This window comes from Streptomyces sp. NPDC004065, assembly GCF_044903565.1.
Lineage (GTDB): Bacteria > Actinomycetota > Actinomycetes > Streptomycetales > Streptomycetaceae > Streptomyces.
Genome location: NZ_JBJDQT010000011.1, coordinates 26,481 through 42,847, shown reverse-complemented (window position 1 = coordinate 42,847; position 16,367 = coordinate 26,481). Strand labels below are relative to the sequence as shown.

Below are 16,367 nucleotides of genomic sequence, written 5' to 3'. Positions count from 1 at the left end.
GTGTTCTCCAACTATCTGATCGGTCTGCGCGAGGGGCTGGAGGCCAGCCTCGTCGTGTGCATCCTGATCGCCTACCTGGTCAAGACCGGCCGCAGGGACGCCCTGAGGCCGATCTGGACGGGCATCGGCATCGCGGTCGCGATCGCCATGGGCTTCGGCTGCGTCCTCGAATTCGGCTCCCAGGAGCTGACGTTCCAGGCGCAGGAGGCGCTCGGCGGCTCGCTGTCGGTGCTCGCGGTGGGCCTGGTGACCTGGATGGTGTTCTGGATGCGGCGCACCGCCCGGCACCTGAAGTCCGAACTGCACGGCAAGCTGGACGCGGCCCTGGCCATGGGCACCGGCGCGCTGGTGGCCACCGCGTTCCTCGCGGTGGGCCGGGAGGGGCTGGAGACCGCGCTGTTCGTGTGGGCGTCCGTGCACGCGGCCTCCGACGGCACCCCGCGCCCGCTGGTCGGCGTCGCCCTCGGCCTGGCCACGGCGGTCCTGCTGGGCTGGCTGTTCTACCGGGGCGCCCTGCGCATCAACCTGGCCAAGTTCTTCACCTGGACCGGCGCCATGCTGGTCGTGGTCGCGGCGGGTGTGCTGGCGTACGGCTTCCACGACCTTCAGGAGGCCGACTGGCTGCCCGGCCTGACCAGTCCGGCCTTCGACATCAGCGGCGCGATCCCGCCGGACAGCTGGTACGGCACGCTGCTCAAGGGCGTGTTCAACTTCCAGCCCGACCCGACCGTCCTCCAGGTCACGGTGTGGCTGCTGTACCTGGTACCGACGCTCACGTTCTTCTTCGCCCCGGTAGGGTTCGCCTCCGGGAAGGGGAAGGTGACGGTAGCTGATGAGCCAGGTTCGCGGCCCTCACAGGCTTCGCAGGCTTGAGCGGACGGAGCGGACGGAGCGCACTGCGCCGGCGGATCGGCCGGGGCGGCCGGTGCGGGCGGCTTGCGGGCGGACCTTCGGGCGGAGGGCCTTCGGGCGGAGGACGCCGGTGGCGCTCGCGGTGGCCGCGCTGTTCCTGACGGCGAGCGGATGCGTGGTGGTGCACGGGGAGCGCGAGGTGCTCCCGGCCACCACCCGCGCCGAGGCCGCGACGGCGCTGGAGCGGTTCACCGACGCGTACAACAAGGCGGACAAGGCGTACGACAGTTCGCTGGACGCGGCCTACGTCACCGGCGCGCTCGGTGCGATCGACGCGGCGCGGCTCAAGGCCGGCCACGTCAACAGCCCGGGCGGCAACGCCGGGCACACCCCGCTGAAGCTGAGCGACGCGAAGTTCACCATCCCCAAGAAGGCGGGCTGGCCGCGCTGGTTCCTGGCCGACACCCGGGCCAACAAGGGCGGCGACGCCCGCTGGCTGCTGGTCTTCGTCCGTGACGGGCTCGGCGAGCGCTGGCGGGTGGCGTATCTGACGCTCGTCGCGCCCGGCAGGGTCCCGGAGTTCAAGAAGGACGCGGACGGCTGGGCGGAGGCGGTGCCGGCGGACGCCACCGGACTGTCCGTGCCGCCCGCCGGGCTCAGCAAGGGCTACACGACGTACCTCAGGAGCGGCGGGCAGGCGTTCGCGCCGGGCACGCACACCTCGGGCTGGCGCGAGCTGCGCGCCAAGGACGCGGCCCGGCCGGGCCTGGCGACCCAGTACATCGACGAGCCGCTGACCAACGGCTCCTACGCCCCGCTGGCGCTGCGCACCACGGACGGCGGTGCGCTGGTGTTCTTCGCCTCGCACCACTACGAGAAGCAGACGGCCGCGGCCGGCGCGTCGGTGCCGGCGCCGAACCAGGACGTGCGGGCGCTGACGACCGGCGAGATCAAGCAGTCCCTGACGATGGAGTTCGTCTCCAACGAGGTGGCCCTCGACCCGCCCACGGCCGGCCCGGCCCGGCAGATCGCACTCCTGGGCCGTATCCAGGGCCTCACGTCGGCGCAGGGCAGCTAGCTAGTAGTGCTGCGACCGGATAGGTTCACCGGCTCACGACGCCCGGCACGGCACCTCGCCGCGTTGTCGCATCACCCGAGTACGTCCAGTACGCGGGTGATGGTCCGCCTTGCGATGCACCGCACCGGACGCCGCGAGCTTTCCGGCAAACCTTTCCGGCCACAGCACCAGGTTCGCGGCCGGTTCCCGCGGGCGCCGCGGTTCACCGAAGGGGTGGGGTTCAGTGGCGCAGGGGCCAGGCGGTGCCCGCGTGGTCGGTGTCGCCGGTGTGGCGGGCGCACGCGTCCGTGAGGTCCTCCAGCAGGGTCAGCGGGTCCGGCAGCGGGTGCTCGGGACCGCGTACCCATTTCACCTGCCGTTCGTCGCCGCCGGGCAGCCGGGCGGGCGGTACGAGGACGTAGGAGCCGCGGCAGTGCCAGCGCAGGCCGGGATGCTCGTCCATGGTCTCCGGGTGGCAGTCCAGCTCGCAGGGCCACCACTCGTCCTCGTCCTCGGGCGTGCCGCGGGTGAGGGTGAAGAACAGCATGCGGCCGTCGTCGCTCTCGGCGACCGGGCCGACCTCGACACCGGCGGACAGCAGCCGCTCCAGCGCCTCGCGTCCGGCCTCCAGCGGCACGTCGAGCACGTCGTGCACCATGCCGGTGGCGGTGATGAAGTTGGCCTGCGGCTGGTGCCGCGCCCAGCGCTCGATCTGCGCGCGGTCGGTCGTGGACTGGGTCTGCCAGGCGAACGACACCGGGTGCCGGGCGGGCGTGGGACAGCCGACGCGGTCGCAGGAACAGCCGTAGCCGGCCCCCGGGTGGGCGGCGGGCGCGAGGGGCAGTCCCGCGGCGGCGGCGGCGAGCAGCAGGGCCTCACGACCGCCGTCGCCGGCGGTCTCCTTCGGCCGGCGTCCGCGCAGCCACTGGGAGATTTTTCCCCGCCGGCCGGTGCGGCCGCCGAACTCCGCGCTCATCTATCCCCTCGCCTCCGGTGTGGACAGCATGCCCTATGGTCCCACCATCCTGCGCCTCGGGTGACCGCGGCCCGCATCCGGGGTGGACGCGCGGCGTACGGCACCCCACGGCGGGCACCCACGGCGGGCGGGCACCACAGGCGGGCGGGCACGGCGACGGCGGGCGCCCCGGACAGCCCGGCGGCCCGGACGCCGGGATGTCACTCGGGCGGCCGAAGGACGGCCCGCGGCCCGCGCGCGAACGCGTCCCCGGGCCGCACCATGGGCACGAAAGCACCACCGGGACACTCCAGCCGGGTGCCCCGGCCGCACCCGGACGCACCACCGGGCGCACCAAGGAAACGTCCGACCGCGCCGGCGAGCGATCCTCCGGTACCCGTCCCGAGGAGCCCCCATTGGAACCTTCCCGTCGCGCCCGACCCCGGCGCTATCTGATGTGCCCACCCGCGCACTTCGACGTCGCGTACGCGATCAACCCGTGGATGGACCCGGCCAAGCCGGTCGACACGGCGCTGGCCCTGGCCCAGTGGGAGGAGCTGCGGGAGCTGTACCGCTCCCTGGGCCACACCGTCGAGGAGCTGGAGCCCGAGCCGGCGCTGCCCGACATGGTGTTCACGGCGAACGGCGCGACGGTGGCCGACGGCCGGGTCTTCGGCGCCCGGTTCGCCCACCCGGAGCGGGAGCCGGAGGCCGAGGCGCACCTGGAGTGGTTCGCCGCGCACGGCTTCCCGCACCTGCACATGCCCGTGCACATCAACGAGGGTGAGGGCGACTTCGCCGTCACCGCGTCGTATCTGCTGGCCGGGCGCGGCTTCCGCACCAATCCGCTGGCGCACGGAGAGGCCCAGGAGTACTTCGGCCGCCCGGTGATCGGCCTGGAGCTGGCCGACCCCCGCTTCTACCACCTCGACCTGGCGCTCGCCGTGCTGGACGACGAGGCGGACGAGGTGGCGTACTACCCGGGTGCCTTCTCCCCCGGCAGCCGGGAGGTGCTGCGGCGCCTGTTCCCGCGGGCGCTGCTCGTGGCCGAGGAGGACGCGCTGGCCTTCGGCCTGAACGCCGTCTCGGACGGGCTGCACGTGGTGCTGCCGCAGGCGGCGGCCGGGCTGTGCGACGCCTTCCGCGAGCACGGTTTCGAACCGGTCGGGGTGGACCTGAGCGAGCTGCAGAAGGCGGGCGGCAGCGTGAAGTGCTGCTCGCTGGAGCTACGGGGGTGAGAACCGCGCGGCCCGAGCCGGCCGCGCGGGCTGGGCCGGCCGCGCGGGCTGGGCCGGACGGGGGGCGTCGACCCCGTCGACCGCGCGGGGTCGTGCCCGCTGGACGGGAGGCGCCGCCGGACGGGAGGGGCCGCCGGACGGGAGGGGCCGCCGGACGGGAGGCGCCGCCCCGCGCGGCCGTGCCGGCTAGGGCTCCCGGGGCGGCCAGGCGTCGCCCCAGTCCGCGTCGCGGGCCGCCTTGTACAGGTCGCCGTGGCGTTTGGTGACCGTTCCGCGGCGCAGCCGCTCCTCGGGCTCGCACAGGTCGAGCAGGACCTGGCCCTTGCGGATCTGCGGGCGCCGCACGATGCGGGCCGCGGCGGGGGTGGCCGGGAGGCGGGTGGCGGCGACGTAGGCGAACTTCTCGTCCTCGTAGGCGAGCGAGCCGCCCTTGACCTGGCGGTGCAGGGAGGAACGGCTGACCCGGGCCGAGAAGTGGCACCAGTCCGTACCGGGCTCGATCGGGCAGGCGGCGCTGTGCGGGCAGGGCGCCGCGATGCGGAACCCGGCCGCGATCAGCCGTTCGCGGGCGGCGATGACACGGGCGTAGCCGTCGGGCGTGCCGGGCTCGACGACCACCACGGCCCGCGCGGCGCCGGCGGCGGCGTCGACGACGGCCGTGCGGTCGGCCTCGGTCAGCTCACCGAGCACGTAGGAGACGGTGACGAGGTCGGTGGGGTCGAGGGCGAGCGCGGCGCCGATCCGGGCGCGCCGCCAGTGGGCGTCCCGCAGGGCGGGGTGGGCCGAGGCGATCTCCCGCCCGAGGGCGAGGGCGGGCTCGGCCCAGTCGAGCACGGTGACCGGCCGGACGCCGTCCCAGGTGGCGGCGACGGCCCAGGTCGCGGCGCCCGTACCGCCGCCGACGTCGACGTGGCCGCCCGGCGCCCACCCGGGGACGGCGTCCGCGAACTCCGCGAGGGCCGCGCGCACCGCCTCGAACGTGGCCGGCATCCGGTACGCGGCGTACGCGGCCACGTCGGCGCGGTCCCGCAGGATCGGCGCGTCGGTCGGGGTGCTGCCCCGGTAGCTGGCGATCAGCCGCTCCACGGCCCCGGCGGCCTGCCGCGGCGGCAGCCCGTCGAGCAGACCGGAGAGCGCGGCACGGAGGGTCTCCGCGGGAGGCGGGGCGTACGGCTCGTTCACCCCGCGATTCTCTCAGCCCGCCCGGTGTGCCCGGCACGGGGCGCCACGGCCCCACGCCGGAGACCGGCGGCCTTCGTCTCCGTCTTCCTCTCCGTCTCCGTCTCCCTCTCCGTCTCCGTCTCCGTCTCCCTCTCCGTCTCCGTCTCCGGGCGGCCCCCTCGAGTCCCGGCCCCGGACGGGCACCGGCTGTCCGACCCGCAGGCGCGCACACCCCCGCCCACAGCCGGGGAGGCAGTCGCGAGGCGCGCCCCGGAGGCGACCGGGAGCCGCACTCGGGGAGGCGTCCGGGAGCCGTCCCCGGGGTCAGCCCCCCGGGGTCAGCCCCCTCGGACCGCCCGTGCCAGCCGGGTCGCCGCCGCTGCCCGGGGCGTGCTGTCCGGGGGCCGGCGCCGTGGGTGCACCGTGTTGGCCAGCAGCACCAGGAACGTGTCCGTCGCCGGGTCGAGGACGAGGGACGTCCCCGTGAAGCCCGTGTGGCCCGCGGCCCCGCGCCCCGCCAGCTCCCCCATGAACCACGGCTGGTCCACGGCGAACCCCAGCCCCGGCGGCGTCAGCAGCAGCTCCACGAAGTCGGGGCCGAGGATGCGCGCGGGCCCGTAGGCGCCGCCGGCCAGCAGCGCCCGGCAGAAGACCGCGAGGTCCCCCGCCGTGGAGAACAGGCCCGCGTGCCCGGCCACCCCGCCCAGCGCCCAGGCGTTCTCGTCGTGGACCTCGCCGCGCAGCATCCCCCGGTCCGCCTTGGCCCACGGCCGCCGCTGGTCCTCGGTGGCCGCCGCGCCGGGGCAGGGCCCGAAGCGGGTCGAGGCCATCCCCAGCGGGCGGGTGATGCCGTCGCGGACGAGGACGTCCAGGCCGCGGCCGGTGATCCGCTCCAGCACCTGCTGCAGGAGCAGCAGGTTCAGGTCCGAGTAGGTGTAGGTGCCGGGCACGCCCACCGGGGGTTCGGCGCGCAGCATGGCCAGCCGGGCCGTGTCGTCCGGGCAGTCGTACAGCGGCAGTTCGGGGCGCAGCCCGGAGGTGTGGGTGAGCAGTTGCCGTACGGTCACGCCGTGCGCGGCGGCCGCGCGGAACTCCGGCAGATACGCCCCCACGCGCGCGTCGACGCCCAGCGTGCCCCGCTCGATCTGCTGCACCGCGGCGACCGCCGTGAACAGCTTGGTGAGCGAGGCGATGTCGAAGGGCGTGTCCACGGTCATCGGCACCCACGCCTCGGACGGCAGTTCGACGCCGCGGTCGCTCGCGGGATCGTAGGACGCGTACCGCACGGCCCAGCCCGCGGCCTCGGCCACGGCGACGACGGGGCCGCGTCCGGCGACCACGACGGCGCCCGCCGCCCAGGGGCGGTCGCCGGTGGTGAGGTCGTGCACCTCGCGGACGAGGCGGCTGAGTTCCCGGGCGTCGAGTCCGGCCTTCTCCGGGGTGTCCCGGCGGAGTCTCGGTGCGCTCAGCTGTCTTCCCCCAGGTTCTCGGCGCGGCGCGGGCGGGTCGTGCCCCCGCCCTCCGCGCCCGCGGACACGTTCCAGGGACGGCACATTGCCACGAAGCAGACCAGCGCCACCAGTGCGGCCACCAGTTGGACCACCGCCATGGGTACGGCGGTGTGCTCCCCGGCGACGCCGACGAGCGGGGAGGCCACCGCGCCGATGAGGTAGGAGGAGGTGCCGAGCAGCGCGGACGCGGAGCCCGCGTGGTGCCGGGTCCGCATCAGGGCGAGGGCCTGGGTGTTGGGCAGGGTGACGCCCATCGCGGACATCAGCACGAACAGCGCGGCGGCCACCGGGGCGAGCCCCACCTCGCCGAGGGCGCCCGCGGCCATCAGCAGCAGCGCGCCCGCGGCCAGGACGACCACCCCGAGGCCGGCGCCCAGCACCCGGTCCAGGCGGACCCGCCCGGCCAGCACCTTGCCGTTGACCTGCCCGGCGACGACCAGCCCGACCGAGTTCAGCCCGAACAGCAGGCTGAACGTCTGCGGGGAGGCGCCGTAGATCTCCTGGACGACGAACGGCGACGCCGATATGTACGCGAACAGCGCGGCGAAGGCGAAGCCGCCCGCGAGCGCGTAGCCGGTGAAGGCGCGGTCGGCGAGCAGCGCGCGCATCGGGCGCAGCGCCTCGCCGACGCCGCCGCCGTGCCGCCCGGCGGGCGGCAGGGTCTCCGGCAGCCGCGCCCACACCAGCCCGGCGAGCAGCACCCCGACCACGGTGAGCACGGCGAACACGCCCCGCCAGTCCGTCACCCGCAGCACCTGCCCGCCGATCAGCGGCGCCACGATCGGGGCGGCCCCGGAGACCAGCATGAGCGTGGAGAAGAACCGGGCCATCGCCACCCCGTCGTACAGGTCGCGGACGACCGCGCGGGCGATCACGATGCCGGCGGCGCCCGCCAGGCCCTGGGCGAGACGGAGGGCGACCAGCACCTCGACGGTAGGGGCGAGCGCGCACAGCGCGGTGGCGAGGACGTAGACGGCCAGACCGGTCAGCAGCGGGCGCCGGCGTCCCCAGCGATCGCTCATCGGACCGACGACGAGCTGCCCGAGCGCCATGCCGGCCAGGCAGGCGGTGAGCGTGAGCTGGACGGTGGCGGCCGGGGCGTGCAGGGTGCGGGTGACCTCCGGGAGCGAGGGGAGGTACATGTCCATCGCCAGCGGGGGCGTGGCGGTGAGCCCGCCGAGGGCGAGGGTCACCAGGAGGCCCGCGCGGCGGGCGCGGCGGGCGTCCGGCCCGCCCGTGGGAACGGGCGCGGAGGGGGCGGATGTCGAGGGGCCGGACGCGGAAGGGCCGGGCGCGGAGGCGGCGGGCCCGGACGGGACGGGCGCGGAGGCGGCGGGCCCGGACGGGACGGGCGCGGAGGCGGCGGGCCCGGACGGGGCGGGCGCGGAGGCGGCGGGCCCGGACGGGGCGGGCGCGGAGGCGGCGGGCCCGGACGGGGCGGGCGCGGAGGCGGCGGGTGCGGACGGGGCGGGCGCGGAGGCGGCGGGTGCGGACGGGGCGGGCGCGGAGGCGGCGGGTGCGGGTGCGGGTGCGGGTGGCTCGACGGGGTGCGTGGCCCCCTCCGTCTCCCCCCGCGACGCGTGCGGTGCCGGCGCCCCACCCTCGGACATGCGTCCCTCCCTCCCGTGCCGCTGCGCCACCTATGCTCTCAGCTCGTACACCGTGCCTAGGGACACATGGACGAGGGTGGGGACCGGGATGACCGGAATATCCGGGGTGACGGAGCAGAAGGTGCGCTGGGGTGTTCTCGCCACGGGCGGCATGGCGGCGGCCTTCGCGGCGGACCTGGTGGATCTGCCGGACGCCGAGGTCGTGGCGGTGGCCTCGCGCAGCCCGGAGTCGGCGCAGGCGTTCGCCGACCGGTTCGGCATCCCGCGCGCCTACGGCGACTGGCAGTCCCTCGCGCAGGACGCCGACATCGATGTCGTCTACGTCGCCACCCCGCACGCGGCCCACCGGGCGGCGGCCGGCCTGTGCCTGGAGGCCGGGCGCAATGTGCTGTGCGAGAAGCCGTTCACCCTCAACGTCCGGCAGGCGGCGGAGCTGGTGGCCCTGGCCAGGAAGCACGGCCGCTTTCTGATGGAGGCCATGTGGATGTACTGCAATCCGCTGGTACGGCGGCTGAAGGCGCTGGTCGACGACGGCGCGATCGGCGAGGTCCGCACGGTCCAGGCGGACTTCGGGCTGGCCGGGCCGTTCCCGCCCGCGCACCGGCTGCGCGACCCGCTCCTGGGCGGCGGCGCGCTGCTCGACCTCGGTGTCTACCCGGTGTCGTTCGCGCATCTGCTGCTGGGCGAGCCCGCGGAGCTGACGGCGAGGGCGGTGCTCTCCCCCGAGGGCGTCGACCTGCAGACCGGCGCGCTGCTCTCCTGGGACGGCGGCGCGCTGGCCTCGCTGCACTGCTCCATCAGCGGCGGTACGGCGACATGCGCCTCGGTCACCGGCTCGGCCGGCCGCATCGACGTACCGTCGGGGTTCTTCCAGCCGGACCGGTTCGTCCTGCACCGGGACGGCCGCGACCCCGAGGAGTTCACGGCCGACCCGGCCGACGGCCCGCGCACCAGCTTCCGGCACGAGGCGCTGGAGGTGATGCGGGCGCTGCGGGCCGGTGAGACCGAGTCACCGGTGGTGCCGCTGGAGGGCACGCTCGCGGTGATGCGGACGCTGGACGCGATCCGGCAGCGGATCGGCGTGCGCTACCCGGGCGACGAGCCGGAGACGCGGCAGGCGCCGGAGCCGGTGCCGGCCGCCTGAGACGGCCGGGCAGGGGCCCGCCGCCCCGCCGCCCCTGCGACCCGGGCCCCTCAACCCTCACAACCGGAATGTAGAACTCCGCACCAATTCGGCCGGTAGCGGGCTTATGCTCGACACCTCCTCCACCAAAGCTTCACAGTTGGGGCAGTGAACTTCCGTCAGCCGCCGGCCACATCAAGGGGGGAGGCGGCAGCCGTTCCACCGGCACCTTTGGGGGGTGGGCCCCGCGCGGGACCGCGGGGTGCGCACCGGTGCGTGGAACGGCTGCCGCCGGGGGTCGACAGCGGTGGGGGCACCAGCGGTGGGGGGCAAGGCCGTGGTTCAACGCCGGTGCCGGCCGCCGGATTCGGCCACCGGCCCGCCCCGCGTCCCGGCCGCCGCCGCCCGGCGCCGGCGCAGGGCCCACAGACCGCCCGCGAGCAGCGCGACCGTACCGGCGCCGCCCTCCAGCAGCCGCCAGGTGGAGGGGCCGTCCGCGGCCGCGCCGGACGCCCCGGCGGCTCCGGCGGCCCCGGCGGCGGGCCGGACGGTCTTCCGCGCGGGGGCCGCCTGCGCGCGTGCCCCGCCCTCGCTCAGCGGCTCGGCCAGCGTGCCCACCGCCCGCGCCGAACGCCCGTAGTCGAAGCCCCAGTCGAGCAGGGCGGCGGTCTCCTCGTAGACGGCGTTGACGCCGGCCGCCGGGTGCATCACCGTGGCGATCAGCGTACGTCCCCGGCGGACGGCCGCGCCGGTGAAGGTGTTGCCGGCCTTGCTGGTGTAGCCGTTCTTCACCCCGATCAGGCCGTCGTACGACTTCAGGCCCCACGCGCCGGTGAGCAGGCGGTCCGTGTTCTGGATCTGGAAGGTCCTCCCCCCGCCGGCCGGGAAGTCGGCGACGCGGGTGCCGCAGTAGGCGCGGAAGTCGGCGTCGCGCAGCCCGTGCCGGGCGAAGAGGGTCAGGTCGTAGGCGGAGGAGAGCTGCCCCGGGTGGTCGAAGCCGTCCGGGCTGACCACATGGGTGTCCAGGGCCTGCAGGTCCTCGGCCTTGGCCTGCATCTCGGCCACGGTCCTGTCCACACCGCCGTTCATGTGGGCGAGCACGTGCACGGCGTCGTTGCCCGAGCGCAGGAACACGCCCTGCCACAACTGCTCGACGGTGTAGGTGATGCCGGCCCGGACACCGACGAGGCTGGAGCCCGCGGGGATGCCGGCCAGGTCGGCGGCGGTGACGGTGTGCCGTTCGGCGCGGTCGAACTTCTTCAGCAGCGTGTCCGCGAACAGCATCTTCAGCGTGGACGCGGGGGCGAGACGCTGGTGCGCGCGGTAGGCGGCGAGCACCTCGCCCGTCTCGGCGTCGGCGACGAGCCAGGCACGGGAGTTGAGCTTGGTGGGCAGCCCCGCGGCGCCGCGCACCTGCACTCCGGCTCGGGCCAACCGGGAGCCGCCGACCGCGGTGGTGTCCTCGGGGGCCGCGGCGAGGGCCGGGCCGGCCGAGGCGATCGCCGGGGCGGCGGCGAGCGGGGCGGCCAAGGGGGCGGCGGCCAGGCCGAGCAGGGAACGACGGGACAGGTGGGGGGACGTGGGGGACGTAGAGGAATCACGCACCCCGGGACCGTACAGAGCGAGCCTGTGCCCGCGCATGACGGGACCTCAAAGGATGATCAAAGGATCACCAAAGGGGCGACGTGACTCACCCGATCGAAGGCGAACGCTCTGCCCGGGGCGACGCGCGGACCGGGCGCCCTCCGCCGCACCCACGGTGCTGCCGCCCGCCGCGCCCGCCGCATGTCTGCGCTGCGGTTACGCCTGCCCGGTCTCGAAGCGTGAGATGCGCCCGTCGTCGGTGACGACGAAGCTCCACCGGGTGCGCATCTCGCCCCAGGTGTCGTTGCGGTAGCGGGCGAGGAGGCAGCGGCCGCCGTTGGACTCGTTGTCGACCTCCATGTGGCCGTGCGTGCTGAAGATCTCCTGCTCGATCCACTCGGCCAGGTCGCGCTCGGCGCCGTCGTCCGACATGGTCGCGCCGGGCGCGAGGAGGTGCAGGAAGCCCTCCCGGTCATGGGAGTTGACGGCGTTGACGAAGGCGCGGACGGCCGGGTCGCTCAGTTTGGCGGTCTGAATCGTCATGCCGGAAGCGTCACACCGCTCCCGGGCGCCCGCCACCCGAACGGCGTCCACAACGGGCCGGGCGGGTGTGGAGGGTGCGACGGTGGACACGCGGAGGGGACTGCCCCTGCTGTCTGTCCTGTCTGTCCTGTCTGTCCTGTCTGTCCTGTCTGTCCGGGGAGTCACCGTGACCTGTTACGACCGACGCGATCTGGGCCTGCTGCTGCTCCGGCTGGGCACGGGCGGAGTGCTGGCCGCGCACGGAGCGCAGAAGCTGTTCGGCTGGTTCGGCGGCGGCGGACTGGAGGGAACCGGCCAGTACATGGAGTCCATCGGCTACCGGCCGGGCAAGGCCAGCGCCACGATGGCCGGTCTGGCGGAGACGGGCGGCGGCCTGTTGCTCGCCATGGGCCTGGCGACCCCCGCGGCGGGTGCGGCGGCGGCCGGGGCGATGGCCGGCGCGGCGGCGGTGCACGCCCCCAACGGCTTCTTCGCCCAGGAAGGCGGTTACGAGTACGCCGCCTCCCTCGGCCTGACCGCGGCCGGGCTGGCCGTGACCGGCCCCGGCCGCCTGTCCCTGGACCACGCCCTCGGCCACACGGTCGACCGGGGCTGGATGGTTCCGGCGGCCTTCGCCACGGTGGGCGCGGCGACGGCCGTGGTCGTGGGCGCCCGCATCAAGTGGCTGCGCCGGCAGAAGGAGGGCGAACAGGAGTCGCTGTTCAGCGAGGACTTGATGGAGTAGGCACACCGGACGCACCGGGCACACCAGGCGCACCGGAGATACCAGATACACCGGGCACATCGCGAGGGCCGCCACCCCGCCCCTCCAGGAACGCCAGCACGATGTCCGCGAAGCGGCCGGCGTCGTCGAGCCAGGGGAAGTGGCCGGCGCCGTCCTGGACCACCAGGGCGGCGTTCGGGAACAGCCGGGCGTACTCGGCCATCACCGGGGGCGGCGCCGCCACGTCGAACTCCCCCGCGAGCACCAGCACCGGCGGCGTGAAGCGCCCCAGAGCCGCCCGGACGGCGTCGGGATCGAACGCCCCGTCGGCCGCGAACACCTGTGCGGCCCGCTGGTTGCGCTGCCCGTCCTCGGCGGCCCGGTGCGCCCGGGCCGCCCCGTCCCAGCGCGCGTAGAAGAACGGCGCGACGGCCTGCCACGAGGCGGCGGTCCCCTTCCCGGCGGCGACCGCCTCCAGGGCCGTGTACGCCTCCGGGAACCACGGCTCGTCCCGGCGCAGCCGCGCCGTCCCGAGCCGTACCTCCCCGGCGATCGTCAGGCCGACAGCCACGACGCTCGGCGTGACGAGCGTGAGACTGCGGACGCGTTCCGGGTGCCGGCTCACGTACAGGGCCGCCAGGTTCGCGCCGGCCGAATGCGCCAGCAGGTCCATCCGGTCCAGGCCGAGGTGCTCGCGCAGGGCCTCGACGTCGCCGACGAGCCGGTCGCAGCGGTAGGTTGCGGGGTCCTCGGGCGTCGCCGAGCGTCCCGTGCCGCGCAGGTCCAGCCTGATCAGCCGGCGGTGGGCGGAAAGCCCGCCGGGGCGGCCTGGGCCGCTGGGTCCACCGGGACCGCCGAGTCCACCGGGTCCACCGGGTCCACCTTGGCCGCCGAGTCCACCGGGTCCACCGGGACCGCCGGGTCCACCTTGGCCGCCGAGTCCACCGGGACCGCCGGGTCCACCTTGGCCGCCGAGTCCACCGGGACCGCCGGGTCCACCTTGGCCGCCGGGTTCGCCGGGGCCGCCGAGATCGCCGAGATACGCGGAGTCCTGCATCGGCCCTCCGGGCAGGCAGACCACGGCGGGGGCACCCCCGTCGCCGGTCGTGTGGCAGGCGAGGGCGGTTCCGTCGTACGAGGTGAAGAAGTCCATGCCCGGCAGCGTGGAGGCGGCGGCCGCATCCGGCCTATCGTTCAGCCACAGCTACACGATGGGCGGCGGGCATGGCGGTCGGGATCAGGTTCACCGCGGCGTCGGTCGCCAGGGTGCGGTTCGCCCTCTCCCCGTTGGGCGAGACGGTGCTGGCGCTGCGGATCCTGCTGGGCGGCGCGGGCGGGCACGCGGTGCACCGGCCCTGGGCGGACGGGGCGCGGCCCCTGCTGACCGGCGAGCGTGAACTGTCGTTGCTGCGGGCGCTGATCGCAGGGCCGCTGCCCTCCTTCCTGTTCCCCGTGCCGGAGGAACGGCTGCCGTCGGCGGCGACGGAACTGGAGGCGCTGCGGGCCACGGAGGAGACCTTCTTCCGCCGGGAGTACGGCGCCGTCACGGGCGTTCCCGCCGAGGACGCCCCCGCGCCCGAGTCCGTCCTGCCACGGCTCGCGGGGGCCCTGCACCGCTGCCACGAACTGCTGGTCGCCCCGCACTGGGGCCGGATGCGCGCGGTCCTGGAGGCCGACGTCGCCCGGCGCGCGCTCACTCTGGTGGACGGCGGCGTCCAGGCGCTGTTCGCCGGTCTGCACGAGGACATCGCCTGGGACGACGGCCAGTTGGTGGTCAACGGCCGGCGCACCCCGCGCGCCGCCCACACGGTGGACACGCGCGGGCACGGCCTGGTCCTGCTGCCCGGCGTCTTCAACTGGCCCGACGTGGGCGTCGACAAGTCCCCGGTGGCCGCCGCGTCGATCCGCTACCCGGCGCTCGGCGTCGGCCTGCTCTGGGAGCGGCCCGCGACCGCCCCGGCGGGCCTCGCCGCGGTCCTCGGCCGTACGAGGACGGCGCTGCTGACCGCCCTGGCCGAACCCCTCACGACGACGGCCCTGGCCGGCCGCCTGGGCATCACCCCGAGCGCGGTCTCGCAGCACCTGGGCGCGCTGCGCGCGGCCGGCCTGGTCTCGACCCGGCGCACCGGCCGCACGGCCCTGCACCTGCGCACGGAACGCGCGGCCCACCTGCTGGACGCCCCGCTCCCGTGAGGCGGCCCGCCGGGCACCGGGAGTGCGGGATCACGCGCCCCGCCGTACACCCGGTCCGTACACCCGGTCCGTGGCAGGCTGCGCCCATGACCGCTCAGCATCCGCACCGCACCCCCGGGCCCGCCCCCACCGCTCCCCCGCCCGAGGACCTGTGGTCCTCCATCGACGCGCTGTGGCACTGGCTGGACGCCCACCGCGTCCACGACACCCGCGAGGACCTGCTGCTGCGCATGCTCAAGCTGTCCGAGGAGGTCGGCGAGGTCGCCCAGGCGGTGATCGGCGCCACCGGCCAGAACCCCCGCAAGGGCACCACGCACACCTGGGCGGACGTACAGGCGGAACTCTGCGACGTGACCATCACAGCCCTGGTCGCCCTCCGCACCCTCACCCCGGAAGCCCAGGAGGTTTTCACCGCCCACCTGTCGCGGGTCACGCAACGCTCGCTGGCAGGGCCGACCGGAGGTCACGTCCGCTGGAGTGGTGTATCGACGGCCACTCGGTGATCTCGGTCTGAGGCTATGCGGTGAGTTCGGTGGGCAGGGCGGTGTCGTCGGTTTCTGACTCGATCGGGTGGAGGCGGGCCTTGGCGAGGAGTTCGCGGCCCATGTAGCGGCGGGCTTCGGTCCACTCGTCGTTCTGCTCGGCCAGGACCGCTCCGACGAGCCGGATGACGGCGGTGCGGTCGGGGAAGATGCCGACCACGTCGGTGCGGCGGCGGATCTCCTTGTTCAGCCGCTCCTGCGGGTTGTTCGACCAGATCTGCCGCCAGATCTCCCGCGGGAAGGCCGTGAAGGCGAGCAGGTCGTGCTGGGCGGCGTCCAAGTGGGCGGCAGCCTTGGGGAACTTGGCCTCCAGCGCGTCCAGGACGTGGGTCATCTGTGCTTGGACCGCTTCGGTGTCGGGCTGTTCGAAGACCGTCCGCAGCAGCGTGGCCACCCAGGGCTGGGCCGACTTCGGGACCTGGGTCAGCAGATTGCGGGCGTAGTGGGTGCGGCAGCGCTGCCAGGCGGCGCCGGGCAGGACCGCGCCGATGGCGTCGACCAGGCCGGCGTGGGCGTCGGAGATGACGAGCTGGACGCCGGACAGGCCGCGGGCGATCAGGGAACGCAGGAAGGCGAGCCAGCCGGCGCCGTCCTCGGCGGTGGCGACGTCGATGCCGAGGATCTCGCGGTGGCCGTCGGCGTTGACGCCGACCGCGATCAGCACGTGGACGTTGATGATCCGGCCGCCCTCGCGGACCTTCTGCGTCAGGGCGTCGACCCAGACGAACGAGTACGGGCCGGCGTCCAGTGGACGGTTGCGGAAGGCGGCGACCTGCTCGTCCAGGTGTTTGGCCATCGCGCTGACCTGGGACTTCGACAGCTGGGTAACGCCCAGGGACTCGGCGAGTTTCTCGACTCTGCGGGTGGAGACGCCGAGGAGGTAGGCGGTGGCGACCACAGAGATGAGGGCCTGTTCGGCCCGGCGGCGGCGTTCGAGGAGCCAGTGCGGGAAGTAGCTGCCCTGCCTCAGCTTGGGAACGGCGAGCTCGACGGTCCCGGCGCGGGTGTCCCACTCGCGCGGGCGATAGCCGTTGCGGTGGTTGACCCTCTCGTCGCTGACCTGCCCGTATTCGGCGTTGCAGAGGGCGTCGGCCTCCGCCGACATGAGGGCATCGGCGAACGTCTTGACCATCGCGCGCAGCAGGTCCGGACTCGCCGAGGCGAGATTGTCCTCCGCGAGGGCGTGCAGGGGCAGACTGTCGGGTGCGGTCATCGTGCTGATCTCCTTCAAAGACTTGGTCGTCTTGAAAGATCAGCCGGTGGCCGTTCTCATATCCGTGCCCTCACTCCGACGC

General features: G+C 74.8%; 15 protein-coding genes and 1 pseudogene. 7 read left to right on the top strand and 9 right to left on the bottom strand.

The window, feature by feature from the left end; translation table 11 throughout:
- Positions 1-873 carry an iron uptake transporter permease EfeU gene (gene efeU, locus ACI2LW_RS14525; RefSeq protein ID WP_404731515.1) on the top strand — a complete coding sequence of 291 codons (873 nt, stop codon included), beginning with the start codon at positions 1-3 and terminating at the stop codon, positions 871-873.
- Positions 874-994: 121 nt separating this feature from the next.
- Complete coding sequence (locus ACI2LW_RS14520) at positions 995-1,930, top strand: hypothetical protein (RefSeq protein ID WP_404731630.1); 936 nt, start codon at positions 995-997, stop codon at positions 1,928-1,930.
- 220 nt (positions 1,931-2,150) lie between these two features.
- Here the strand turns inward: ACI2LW_RS14520 and ACI2LW_RS14515 are convergent, their stop codons facing one another.
- Positions 2,151-2,885 (bottom strand): bifunctional DNA primase/polymerase, encoded by a 735-nt coding sequence (locus tag ACI2LW_RS14515; protein ID WP_404731514.1) that lies wholly within the window; start codon positions 2,883-2,885, stop codon positions 2,151-2,153.
- Between the two features lie 395 nt (positions 2,886-3,280).
- Here ACI2LW_RS14515 and ddaH point away from each other — a divergent pair, with 395 nt between their 5' ends.
- A complete protein-coding gene (gene ddaH / locus ACI2LW_RS14510; RefSeq protein ID WP_404731513.1) occupies positions 3,281-4,102 on the top strand; it encodes a dimethylargininase in 822 nt (273 codons plus the stop codon).
- Positions 4,103-4,288: 186 nt separating this feature from the next.
- Here ddaH and ACI2LW_RS14505 read toward each other — a convergent pair whose 3' ends face one another.
- The 3 genes from ACI2LW_RS14505 to ACI2LW_RS14495 all read right to left on the bottom strand — a co-directional run bounded on the left by ACI2LW_RS14505 (position 4,289) and on the right by ACI2LW_RS14495 (position 8,384).
- Positions 4,289-5,284, bottom strand: coding sequence for a small ribosomal subunit Rsm22 family protein (locus ACI2LW_RS14505; RefSeq protein ID WP_404731512.1), 996 nt, complete (start codon positions 5,282-5,284; stop codon positions 4,289-4,291).
- Positions 5,285-5,601: 317 nt separating this feature from the next.
- Positions 5,602-6,816: a serine hydrolase domain-containing protein gene (locus tag ACI2LW_RS14500; protein WP_404731511.1), complete on the bottom strand. Its 1,215-nt coding sequence runs from the start codon at positions 6,814-6,816 to the stop codon at positions 5,602-5,604.
- Positions 6,729-8,384 (bottom strand): multidrug effflux MFS transporter, encoded by a 1,656-nt coding sequence (locus ACI2LW_RS14495; RefSeq protein ID WP_404731510.1) that lies wholly within the window; start codon positions 8,382-8,384, stop codon positions 6,729-6,731. Before ACI2LW_RS14495 ends, ACI2LW_RS14500 begins: the two co-directional genes overlap by 88 nt.
- Before the next feature lie 88 nt (positions 8,385-8,472).
- Between ACI2LW_RS14495 and ACI2LW_RS14490 the strand changes: the two genes are divergently transcribed.
- The gene (locus ACI2LW_RS14490; RefSeq protein ID WP_404731509.1) at positions 8,473-9,528 is read left to right on the top strand and encodes a Gfo/Idh/MocA family protein; all 1,056 of its coding nucleotides are present in this window, start codon (positions 8,473-8,475) and stop codon (positions 9,526-9,528) included.
- A 321-nt stretch (positions 9,529-9,849) separates the two neighbouring features.
- Here ACI2LW_RS14490 and ACI2LW_RS14485 read toward each other — a convergent pair whose 3' ends face one another.
- Entirely contained in the window at positions 9,850-11,148 is a 1,299-nt protein-coding gene (locus tag ACI2LW_RS14485; protein ID WP_404731508.1) for a D-alanyl-D-alanine carboxypeptidase family protein, read from the bottom strand.
- Positions 11,149-11,307: 159 nt separating this feature from the next.
- The gene (locus ACI2LW_RS14480; RefSeq protein ID WP_404731507.1) at positions 11,308-11,634 is read right to left on the bottom strand and encodes a nuclear transport factor 2 family protein; all 327 of its coding nucleotides are present in this window, start codon (positions 11,632-11,634) and stop codon (positions 11,308-11,310) included.
- Between the two features lie 166 nt (positions 11,635-11,800).
- Between ACI2LW_RS14480 and ACI2LW_RS14475 the strand changes: the two genes are divergently transcribed.
- Positions 11,801-12,358 carry a DoxX family protein gene (locus tag ACI2LW_RS14475; RefSeq protein WP_404731506.1) on the top strand — a complete coding sequence of 186 codons (558 nt, stop codon included), beginning with the start codon at positions 11,801-11,803 and terminating at the stop codon, positions 12,356-12,358.
- Here ACI2LW_RS14475 and ACI2LW_RS14470 read toward each other — a convergent pair.
- A pseudogene (locus ACI2LW_RS14470) lies at positions 12,336-13,157 on the bottom strand (alpha/beta fold hydrolase); the annotation flags it as partial. The gene ACI2LW_RS14475 and the pseudogene ACI2LW_RS14470 sit on opposite strands and share 23 nt — an antisense overlap.
- On the bottom strand, positions 13,130-13,336 hold the full coding sequence (locus ACI2LW_RS14465; protein ID WP_404731635.1) for a hypothetical protein: 207 nt from the start codon (positions 13,334-13,336) through the stop codon (positions 13,130-13,132). The pseudogene ACI2LW_RS14470 and the gene ACI2LW_RS14465, both read right to left, overlap by 28 nt.
- Before the next feature lie 225 nt (positions 13,337-13,561).
- On the opposite strand from ACI2LW_RS14465, the gene ACI2LW_RS14460 reads away from it, so the two are divergent.
- Positions 13,562-14,530, top strand: a complete 969-nt coding sequence (locus tag ACI2LW_RS14460; protein WP_404731505.1) for a DUF5937 family protein — start codon at positions 13,562-13,564, stop codon at positions 14,528-14,530.
- An 86-nt stretch (positions 14,531-14,616) separates the two neighbouring features.
- On the top strand, positions 14,617-15,033 hold the full coding sequence (locus ACI2LW_RS14455) for a MazG-like family protein (protein ID WP_404731504.1): 417 nt from the start codon (positions 14,617-14,619) through the stop codon (positions 15,031-15,033).
- 13 nt (positions 15,034-15,046) lie between these two features.
- On the opposite strand, the gene ACI2LW_RS14450 is transcribed toward ACI2LW_RS14455, so the two are convergent.
- Positions 15,047-16,285: an IS256 family transposase gene (locus ACI2LW_RS14450; RefSeq protein ID WP_404731503.1), complete on the bottom strand. Its 1,239-nt coding sequence runs from the start codon at positions 16,283-16,285 to the stop codon at positions 15,047-15,049.
- Positions 16,286-16,367: the final 82 nt, after the last annotated feature.